The organism is Clostridium sp. HV4-5-A1G (assembly GCF_900184915.1).
Classification (GTDB): domain Bacteria; phylum Bacillota; class Clostridia; order Clostridiales; family Clostridiaceae; genus Clostridium_B; species Clostridium_B aromativorans.
In genome coordinates this window covers 1-9,369 of sequence record NZ_FXYI02000142.1, presented here as the reverse complement: position 1 = coordinate 9,369, position 9,369 = coordinate 1, and the positions used below count along the sequence as shown (strand labels likewise).

Genomic DNA, 9,369 nt, shown 5'->3' with positions numbered 1-9,369 from the left:
ATATAATATTTAATATATACAGTATTTGTGATAAAATATTCTTATAGGGAATTGTGAAAACAGGATGGATATCTGAGAGGGTGTTTGAATGAACGTAGTGACAGTGTTTATAAATGGAATTGAATACAATTTAAAAGGTGACGAGCAGGAAGAGTATCTACATAAGGTAGCCAGTTATGTAGATAAAAAGGTAAAAAATATATTAGAAAATAATAGTAAATTAAGCACTTCCTCAGCGGCTATTTTGTCTGCACTTAATGTGGCAGATGATATGCTAAAGGTGCAGAATAATAATGATGAATTGTCAAAGCAGGTAAGAGAATTAAAAAAAGTTGAAAAGGTTTATGAGGATCAGATTAATTCTTTAAAAAAACAGCTTAAATATACAGAAGAACTCAATGGAGAATTTAAAGAAAAATTGAAAAAAGCTGAAAGTGATGATCAATTAAAGGAGAAAGATAAGCAAATTGAAAAGCTTAAAGAGGAAATAGAAATTATAAAGGAAACAACTCAGAAATATATAAAGGAAAACACAAAGATTATAGAAGAAAATAAAGAATTAAAATTTCAAGTTCAATCCGGAAAATATAAGATAATAGATCTTCAACATAAATTGATAGAAAACCAAATAAATTTGGCAAAAGAAAAAAAGCAGAAAAATCCTCTTTTAAATAGAGGATCAAGATGAAATTCGAACTGATGATGATGTTAGTTCGAATTTTTTTATGAATAAAATTTCGACATATCCAGGGATCACTTAATTAATAACTAAATTTAAATATGTGCATATAATGAGTTGGGAGAGAACTTTTTTGCTATTGTCTGGAGGATTTATTATGAGGGTTTTATTTTGTATAAGGGGAGACTGCTTTAAAAATTTTGCAGGAGATTCAATGCAGCTTGTGAAAACAGCTCAATATTTAAGAGAGAAAAAAGTGAAGGTAGATATAAATACAGGATTGGTACAGGATTATTCTCCCTATGATATAATACATCTGTTTAATTTGACTAGAGTTGAAGAGACCTATAAATATTACAAAAAAGCTAAAGAATACAAAAAAGCTATAGTATTATCGCCTATATATTGGAACTTAAAGAGATACTATAATTATGTGAGAGATAATAAAAATTTGTTGTTGTGGGATAAACTGAATATGTGCAGGAAAGAAATATTGAGAGGGTGTAGATTAATATATCCTAACAGTGAATTAGAGAATATTCAAATACAAAATGATTTTCATATAAATGTCCCCTACAAGGTAATTTATAATGGTGTGGAAGTAGAACATAGAGCTTTATACAATTTTAAGGAAACATATGGGCTGAAAGATTATGTACTTTGTGTGGCAAGGGTATGCAGCAGAAAGAATCAACTTGCCTTAAGTAGAGTATGCAGTGAATTGGGGCTGCAATTAGTGCTTATAGGAAGTATAAATGATATAGATTATTTTAACAAATGTATGTCCTATGATAATGTAAGATATCTGGGATTTATGGATGATTATAATTTATATAATGCTTATAGAAATGCAAAAATTCATGTAATGCCAAGTTTCGTAGAAACACCAGGTTTATCGTCTTTAGAAGCAGCTGCCAGTGGCTGCAATATAGTTTCAACTGCAGAGGGAAGTACAAGGGAATATTTTAAAGATATGTGTATTTACTGCAGTCCTTATAATGAATACAGTATAAAAACTGCTATAAGTACGTGCATTGAAATAAAAAACCATAAAGACCTAAAGGATCATATAATTAAAAATTACAACTGGAAAAAATGTATAAACCCATTATTTGAAAGTTATAGACATATTCTAAATCAGTATAGAATAGGGGGATCATAATTGGCTACTTTTATTCAAATGCCTACAGTGGCTTATAATAGAATGTACCAGAGGCCTCAACAGATAATGAGAAAATTAAGTGAGATGGGATATACCGTGTATTATATAGATAATGTAAATGGGGAATATTTTATAAAAATAAACAGAAATTTATATGAAGTTGGAGCAAATTATAAAATTGAAATTAAAAAATTGAGCAGACCTATAATATTATGGTGCTCTTCTCCAGCACAAATAGTCAGAATAAATAATATAGATCATGATTATATAGTATATGATGTAGTAGACGACAGTTCTCATGAATTTAAAATTTGGAATCAATATGTAGAAGACATGTTAAGTGCAGCAGATATAGTATTTGTAACATCAGACAGGCTTTATGAAAAGTTTTTTTTAAGGCACAATAGGGTCTATATAGTTAAGAATGGAGTGGATGCAGGTAAATTTTCTTTAAATAAAAATATAATTCCGAAAGATATTCCTAAAAATAGAAAAGTTGTGGGATATGTAGGAGCTATAGCTCCATGGATAGATTGGGATCTGGTGAAGTATATATCAAACAGTAGCTATGATTTTGTGTTTGTAGGATCTAGATGCGGTAAGGTAGATATAAATCTAAACAGTAATGTATATTTTTTGGGAGAAAAAAGATATACAGAACTTCCCTGCTATATTAATAATTTTAATTGTTGTATCATACCATTTAAGGTAAATGAAATGACGAATTGCTGTAATCCCATAAAATTATACGAATATATGTCTTTGGGGAAACCGGTAGTCAGCACCGCTATAGAAGAAGTTGTGAAAATGAAAAGTAACTGTTATATATCAAAGGATAAGCAGGATTTTATGGAAAATATAACAAAATCAATTCACGAAGACAAAAAGAGTTTATCTATTTTAAGAAGAAAATTTGCATTAGATAACAGCTGGGATAAAAGAATGTCCATTATAATTGAAAAATTAAAATTAAATGGTATATTGTAGTGCTGTTTAAAATTATTTACAGATTATAAAAGGTGAGAATATGAATAAAAATTTTAATGATAAAACTAAATTGACAGTCCATAGAAAAGAGCTAAAAGACAAATTAAAAATTCTTATAGAAGGAAGTAATTTAGATGAAGTCTGTAATATGCTCTATGAAGGACTGAAGGTTGATCCGCTAAATGTGAATTTGCTATATGTTTTGGCCAATTTATATGAAATTCAAAATGAATATATAAATGCATATGTCTTGTACAAAAAAATAAGTTGTATTTCCAGGGATAAGATGATGGAAATGGTTAAATATAAGATTTCCAGATGTGAAGATATAGAAAAAATAAAGAAATATAATAGAAGGAAAAAAGTTTTAATTATTGCATATATATTTCCCCCAATAGGAGGATCAGGAGTTCAAAGAACTTTAAAATTTGTGAAGTATTTGAGAGAATTTAATTATGAGCCGGTAATTGTTACGGTTTTGAATTGGAAATTTACACCTGAAGATCATACTCTGCTTTGTGAAATTCCAAAAGATATCCAAGTTATCAGAATAGAGGAAACAGATATAGATAATAAATATTATAAGGATTTTGTTGATTTATATGGAGGAATCGTAAAGGACGATTATTTGACAAGGCAGTATGAAATAGAGTTATTGAAACTACAAAATAATTTTAAAAATCTAATTTTTGTTACTGATATAAATGTTACCTGGGCTGTTGAGGTTATGGATAAAATAGGAGATATTATTGATTTTGATGATATAGATTTGGTTTATTCGACTTCTGGACCTTATTCTGATCATATAATAGGATATTATTTAAAAGAAAAGTATAAAAAACCTTGGATAGCTGATTTTAGAGATGAATGGACAAATAATCCTTATTTTGATTTAGATAAGCAATCTATATTATATAAAATGCAGAGAAAGATGGAAAATAATATATTGAGATGTTCAGATAAGATATTAACTGTAAGTGAAATATCAAGGGGAAATTATATAAATGAATTCAATTTAGCTGAAAGCAAGGTAAAAACCATTACCAATGGGTATGATGAAGATGATTTTAAGAGCATAAGAGAAAATAAAAATAGAAATGACAAATTTACAGTAATTTTTAATGGCTCTCTTTATCTTGAAATAAATCCATATTACTTTATAATTGCTGTAAATCAATTAATACAGGAGAAAAAAATTCATAGAAAAAAAATAAGTATAGAATTTGTCGGGAAAATTGAAGAAGATATTTTAGATAAAATTATTAAATTGGATATATATAAAGTTATAGAAGTAAAAAGTTACATGACTCATGTAGATAGCTTGAGAAATGCCAGCAGGGCGGATTTGCTCTTGCTGATAATTGGAAGTGATGTGAGGGTAAAATCCGTGTATACAGGCAAGATTTTTGAGTATTTGAGATTATGTAGACAAGTTATATCTCTGTCACCTAAGGGCAGCTTAGTGGAAAAATTGATCCTTAAAACACATAGGGGCAAAAATTTTGAAATAGATGATGTAGATGGCATAAAAGATCATACATTGAAAGTCTATAAAAATTGGGAAAATAATTATAAAGACCATTTTGAAATAAATAGTGAAATTGAAAAGTATGAAAGAAAACACCTCACGGAAAGCCTGGCCAATGTATTTGATGGGGTAATTTCTAATTTTCACGGGGATGATTTTGATTTTAAGGAAAAGCAGAGCCAGTTTTATAATACTGTATACAAAAGCGGCGGATGGAATGAAACCTATTTAAAGCATTATAGTGAAACTCATTATTTTCCTGTTTGGAGTAAGAGCATAGAAATTATTAAAGGTATAGATAGTATTAGTATCCTAGATATAGGCTGTGGAGTCGGTCAATTTGCCAATTTTGTATTTGATAATGGTATAACCAGTTACAGGGGGATAGATTTCAGTGAAAGGGCAATTAGAATAGCTAAAATAAGAAATGATAAATACAGGAATTTGTTTAAAGTGGACAATGCCTATACATCCGACATAATGGACGATGAGTATAACACGGTTGTTTTGTTTGAAGTCTTGGAGCATTTGAATGGAGATCTGAAGTTAATAGGTAGAATTAAAGGTGGCTCGAATATTATATTTTCTGTACCTAATTTTTATTCTGAAGGTCATGTTAGATGGTTCAATTCCAAAATTGATATTTTAAAAAGATATAATTCTATTGTAAATATTCACGATATTTATGTTTTTAATATGGGAGAAAATAATAAAATTTATTTGGTGTGGGGAGTCAAAAGTAGAAACTGAAGTCAAAAATATTAAAATTCAAATGGGTTTTCAGCTATTGCTGAAAACCCATCATTATATAACCAAAGTTACAGCAGTAAAATTTAATGTCATGCTTATATTCTTGTCAATAAAAAAGCTGCACGAGTTTATATAGACAGTTTAAGATATTTTAGGACATCCTGCAAAAATGTTCTAATGCTTTTGCAAATTGTGATATGGTTTTCTCAGCATCTCCATGTTGAATTCCATCCCTGACGCAGTGGTTTAAATGACCTTCCAAAACTATTTGCCCCACTTTGTGCATTGCACTTTTAGCTGCATTGATCTGTATTAAAATATCTTCACAGGGAATATCTTCATCAATCATTTTATCAATAGCATTTATCTGTCCTATGATTTTTTTAATACGTCTATGTAAATTGTCAGAATCCATGCACTGTTTCATAACAGTATCCTCTTTTCTAATTTATATTTTTATATTAAGATCAACTTTGTAAAATGAAATTGTTTAGCACAAATATAAAGGCCAACGAATCTGTTTTTATGCCTTTATTACAATATAGTAATTAATTATGTACATGTCAAGAATATCGCTGAAAGAGGATATTTTTGACATGTTATTTTTTATTTAACTTTGAAAAAGAGATAAATTATATATTCATATTCTGAAAATATTTTTTGTTAAAAAGTATATGCTTGTCATTAGGTCTGAATTTACTGGCCATTTCATTATGATAGTAAGCTAATTTGTGATTACCGAGTTTATCGTAGCAGACACACAGTTGAAGATGAGGGAGCCAGGTCCAGCAAGCTTCATTAAAAAACCCTAGACTGTTCTTAGGCTTTTCTAATTTCAAAGCTGTTTCATACCAGAATATAGCCTGATATAGTTTGTTTTCATTTAGAAATGAAAATCCAATTCTACAGCATCCTTCGGCTCTAGGATTACCGTATTCAAAGCTTTTGAATATATACTTTCTAGATTCTTCAGGTTTATTTATTGATAAATAGTAATCACATATATTATTGCACACTCTAATTTTATCTTCTGACCATCCTTCATTTGATTCTAGAAATTTAGAATAATACTGAATAGCCTCGATATATCTTTTATGCTCATAAAGCTCATTTCCGTAATAGAGAATATCTCTTAAAGAAAAATGAACTCCTTCTTTTAGTTTAGTTTCATATATTTCAATGTTACGATTTGGCTTATAATTTACTTTTTTATGTGTTATACTAATATCAGAATTAAATATATTACCATATACTTCTAGATATTCATGGACAAAACCTATCCATTTAAAATTTCGGGAAGCTTTGACTAATCTATTACGTCTGTAGCTCAAAGTAATATTATCATATTCGTCGAATCCAACATTATAATTCATAGTTACAGAATCTAAGGAAATATCGAAGGATTTCTTCATAACTTCAAATTTTTTTATATCATCGGAAAGTAGGATATCATCTGCATCAAGCCACAATATATAATCTTTGGTTGCTTTACTGAAAGAGAAATTTCTTGCTGCTGAAAAGTCATCTATCCATTTGAAATCATATATTTTATCAGTAAATTTTCTACATATATTCTTTGTATTATCAGAAGAACCAGTATCAACTATTATAATTTCATCGACTATATTTTTAATTGATGACAAACAGCGTTCTATTGTAACACTTTCATTTTTTACTATCATACACAGGCTTATGCTTATGGAATGTTTCAATATATCATCTCCATTCTTATATTTAAACATTGAATTTAGTTGATTTTAAAGTCTATCCTAAAATTACTATTATTTGATATTTGAACTCTGATATTTGAATATGCACTTGGATAAAATAATTCTTAAGTTCATAGAAGTCAAATCTGCTTATAAAAAAATTTTTTTCAAAGATCTAAGAATTATTTGATGATATAAAACTAAGTAATTACTGGGTTTAGACAAATTTTAAAAAGGAGTGTTACAAAATTATTTAAAAATGATTTTGTAACACTCATATTTATTAAAGGACTAAGCTAGTCAATATTGACGCCAGCACTTGCATAACCTGCAATAGTTGTAGCTAAATCAATACCGGATGTGACGTCTGCTGAAAATACCATTAATAAACGAGTCCCCGTAGTTACTTGTATCGACAGACCTGAAATAGAAACGCTGCTGACAGAGCCAATTGAAATTATATTTGTTAATGCTGGAGATAATGTTACAGCAGCACCAGAAACTGGGGTGAAAGTGTTATCGGGTACAGTTGACTGGTATAATTGTGCGGTAATGCTTACGGTTGATCCCATAAGAGTCAATGATGCAGTAGTACTGAAATATGCAGTTATTGAAGTTATAGTACCGGTACGAGGAACAGAAAGTGCCAGGTTAAGCAAAGTTCCCGAAGCACCTGTTAAATCAATAGTACCATTGCTTGCAATATTAACACCAGCAGCTGAATTGCCAAACCCAACTAGGCTTACGGTACCTAATAACCCACCTAAAACAGTAGTTAATGAAGTGGGAACACCTGATGCAAATGGGATTATAGCACCGCCTCCGCCAGTAGCACCGGTCGGCCCCTGAACGCCCTGAATACCTTGAGGTCCAGTAGGTCCCATTGGCCCGGTCGGTCCCGTTGGCCCGGTCGGTCCAGTAGGTCCCGTCACACCTTGAATACCTTGAGGCCCGGTTGGCCCTATAGGTCCTTGAACACCTTGAGGTCCGGTTGGTCCAGTTACGCCTTGAATTCCCTGAGGACCAGTAGCGCCGGTCGGCCCTTGAGTTCCTTGAATACCCTGAGGACCGGTTGATCCAGTAGGTCCAGTTACACCTTGAATACCTTGAGGACCAGTAGCACCAGTTGACCCAGTAGGTCCCGTCACACCTTGAACACCTTGCGGCCCGGTGGCACCGGTCGGTCCTTGGATTCCTTGAGGACCAGTAGCGCCGGTAGGTCCTTGAACACCTTGTATGCCTTGAGGACCAGTTGGTCCAGTAGCACCAGTTGATCCAGTTGGTCCAGTTACGCCTTGAATTCCCTGAGGACCAGTAGTGCCGGTAGGTCCCTGAACGCCTTGAATACCCTGAGGACCAGTTGGCCCAGTAGGTCCAGTTACACCTTGGATACCTTGAGGTCCAGTAGGACCAGTAGGCCCGGTTGGTCCAGTCACACCTTGAACGCCTTGAGGCCCGGTAGCACCTGTTGGTCCCTGAACGCCTTGGATACCCTGAGGACCGGTAGGTCCAGTCACACCTTGGATACCCTGAGATCCAGTGGGACCGGTTGGTCCTTGTATGCCTTGAGGACCGGTTGATCCTGTAGGTCCAGTTACGCCTTGGATCCCTTGAGGACCAGTAGCGCCGGTAGGCCCTTGAGTTCCTTGAATACCCTGAGGACCGGTTGATCCTGTAGGTCCAGTTACACCTTGGATACCCTGAGGTCCAGTAGGCCCGGTTGGTCCAGTTACGCCTTGAATTCCCTGAGGACCAGTAGCGCCGGTAGGTCCTTGAACACCTTGTATGCCTTGAGGACCAGTTGGTCCAGTAGCACCAGTCGGTCCTGTCGGGCCTGTGGCGCCAGTTGGGCATACTGGTGGGCATATGGGATGACAAGGATCATAACAGGGATCATGGCAGTAGTCATCTCTTATTAGTAAATAAGGTGGGTAATTTCCTCTGCTGCTGTCGTAACCTATTATAGTATTAATGATGTCTTCTGAACTAGCTAAGGTTATTCCATTATTTGCAACTGTGTTTTCATACCAATTAAGGACTAAATTTGTGATATCTATTTGTATATAATTGCAAACATCCTCATCTAATATTCTTTTAGTGTATGGGGTCATGGAAATATTAGGTGCATTATTCCAGGTAACTGAACTTTCATTAAAATCACTTAAATTATTATAAACAGTTATCTGTTGATATGGCTGTTGACAATCAGATTGTTCTTTTCGATTTACATAAAGATATAGGGTTGCATTCGCTATTGTGGCTCCAGAAGGTATTGAGCTGGCAATATCGAATTTTAATAGGCTTCTATAATCATCTGGGCATCCATTGTATTGGACATATTCTCCTGTATACAAAACGGATGATGAAACGAAGTTTTGATTTGGAAAGAATTGAGATATATATACATCATCAGTTGGATAAGCCTTGTAAAAAGCCATAAATTTTCCTCCTCACTTTTCGAGTATTATTCTCTTGTACAATAATTTAAAACTGTTTCAATTATAATATATAAATTTTTTGGCGTTTTGTTACATGTTTTAAAATAATATATATT

General features: G+C 32.6%; 7 protein-coding genes and 1 pseudogene. 4 read left to right on the top strand and 4 right to left on the bottom strand.

Translation table 11 applies throughout. From position 1 onward, the window contains the following. Nucleotides 1-88: 88 nt before the first annotated feature. The 4 genes from zapA (at nucleotide 89) to J5G60_RS13695 (ending at nucleotide 5,106) form a co-directional block, all read left to right on the top strand. The gene (gene zapA / locus J5G60_RS13710) at nucleotides 89-688 is read left to right on the top strand and encodes a cell division protein ZapA (RefSeq protein ID WP_150356205.1); all 600 of its coding nucleotides are present in this window, start codon (nucleotides 89-91) and stop codon (nucleotides 686-688) included. Nucleotides 689-836: 148 nt separating this feature from the next. Further along, on the top strand, nucleotides 837-1,841 hold the full coding sequence (locus tag J5G60_RS13705; RefSeq protein WP_150356204.1) for a glycosyltransferase: 1,005 nt from the start codon (nucleotides 837-839) through the stop codon (nucleotides 1,839-1,841). Beyond that, nucleotides 1,842-2,828 carry a glycosyltransferase gene (locus J5G60_RS13700; protein ID WP_150356203.1) on the top strand — a complete coding sequence of 329 codons (987 nt, stop codon included), beginning with the start codon at nucleotides 1,842-1,844 and terminating at the stop codon, nucleotides 2,826-2,828. A gap of 40 nt (nucleotides 2,829-2,868) precedes the next feature. Then, the gene (locus J5G60_RS13695; protein ID WP_150356202.1) at nucleotides 2,869-5,106 is read left to right on the top strand and encodes a methyltransferase domain-containing protein; all 2,238 of its coding nucleotides are present in this window, start codon (nucleotides 2,869-2,871) and stop codon (nucleotides 5,104-5,106) included. 151 nt (nucleotides 5,107-5,257) lie between these two features. Here the strand turns inward: J5G60_RS13695 and J5G60_RS13690 are convergent, their stop codons facing one another. The 4 genes and pseudogenes from J5G60_RS13690 to J5G60_RS19215 all read right to left on the bottom strand — a co-directional run. After that, nucleotides 5,258-5,533: a metal-sensing transcriptional repressor gene (locus tag J5G60_RS13690; RefSeq protein WP_150356201.1), complete on the bottom strand. Its 276-nt coding sequence runs from the start codon at nucleotides 5,531-5,533 to the stop codon at nucleotides 5,258-5,260. 205 nt (nucleotides 5,534-5,738) lie between these two features. After that, nucleotides 5,739-6,788 carry a glycosyltransferase gene (locus J5G60_RS13685; protein ID WP_150356214.1) on the bottom strand — a complete coding sequence of 350 codons (1,050 nt, stop codon included), beginning with the start codon at nucleotides 6,786-6,788 and terminating at the stop codon, nucleotides 5,739-5,741. Nucleotides 6,789-7,111: 323 nt separating this feature from the next. After that, nucleotides 7,112-8,251: an exosporium glycoprotein BclB-related protein gene (locus J5G60_RS19220; RefSeq protein WP_442870525.1), complete on the bottom strand. Its 1,140-nt coding sequence runs from the start codon at nucleotides 8,249-8,251 to the stop codon at nucleotides 7,112-7,114. Nucleotides 8,252-8,737: 486 nt separating this feature from the next. Beyond that, a pseudogene (locus J5G60_RS19215) lies at nucleotides 8,738-9,253 on the bottom strand (DNRLRE domain-containing protein); the annotation flags it as partial. Between the last annotated feature and the right edge of the window lie 116 nt (nucleotides 9,254-9,369).

Coding starts and splice junctions, on each gene's coding strand:
- zapA (WP_150356205.1), top strand. CDS start 89: ATGAACGTAGTGACAGTGTTTATAAATGGAATTGAATACAATTTAAAA.
- J5G60_RS13705 (WP_150356204.1), top strand. CDS start 837: ATGAGGGTTTTATTTTGTATAAGGGGAGACTGCTTTAAAAATTTTGCA.
- J5G60_RS13695 (WP_150356202.1), top strand. CDS start 2,869: ATGAATAAAAATTTTAATGATAAAACTAAATTGACAGTCCATAGAAAA.
- J5G60_RS13690 (WP_150356201.1), bottom strand. CDS start 5,533: ATGAAACAGTGCATGGATTCTGACAATTTACATAGACGTATTAAAAAA.
- J5G60_RS13685 (WP_150356214.1), bottom strand. CDS start 6,788: ATGATAGTAAAAAATGAAAGTGTTACAATAGAACGCTGTTTGTCATCA.